Raw genomic sequence first — 661 nt, forward strand, 5'->3', positions numbered from 1 at the left:
ACCGGCTGGCGCGCGGGGAGCCGCCCCGGCCGGTCGCGCCGTCGGCCGCGTCCGCCGACCTGACCGTCCGCGCCGACTTCGACCCGCCCGCGCAGGCCGAGGAGGTGGCCTTCGCGGCCAAGCGCCTCGCCGCCGAGCTGCACGCGTCGCTCGCCGGGCACGGCCGCGACTGCGTGCGGCTGGCGGTGGAGATCGGCCTCGCGGACGGGCACGTCCTGCAGCGGCTGTGGCGGCACGACGGCGCGCTGTCGGCGCTCGCCGTGGCCGAACGCGTCCGCTGGCAGCTCTCGGCCTGGCGGACCGACGCCCCCGGCGCGGACGAGGACGCCGTCTGGGGCGGCGTGGTCTGGCTGGAGCTCGCCCCCGACCAGCTCGTGCCCGCGGTGGGCGCCCAGGACGCGCTCTGGGGGCACGCGGGCGTGGACGAGCGTGTCTCCCGCGCCGCCGACCGCGTGCAGGCGCTGCTGGGGCACGGCGGTGTCACCCGTCCGGTCCTGGTGGACGGGCGCGGGCCGGGCGAACAGGTGATCAAGGTCCCGGTGGGCGACCTGCCGCCGCGGGAGATCCCGGACGGCCCGTGGCCCGGCCGCGTCCCGGCGCCCGCTCCGGCCGTCGTCCCGCCGGAGCCCCCGCCCGCCTCGGTCACGGCGCCGGACGGCAC

The 661-nt window shown here is 80.5% G+C and carries 1 pseudogene; it reads left to right on the forward strand.

Annotation, left to right across the window (positions count from 1 at the left end):
- Positions 1-661 (forward strand): annotated as a pseudogene (locus DZF91_RS22800) (DNA polymerase Y family protein); the annotation flags it as partial.

It is taken from the genome of Actinomadura logoneensis (assembly GCF_003428695.1).
Lineage (GTDB): Bacteria > Actinomycetota > Actinomycetes > Streptosporangiales > Streptosporangiaceae > Spirillospora > Spirillospora logoneensis.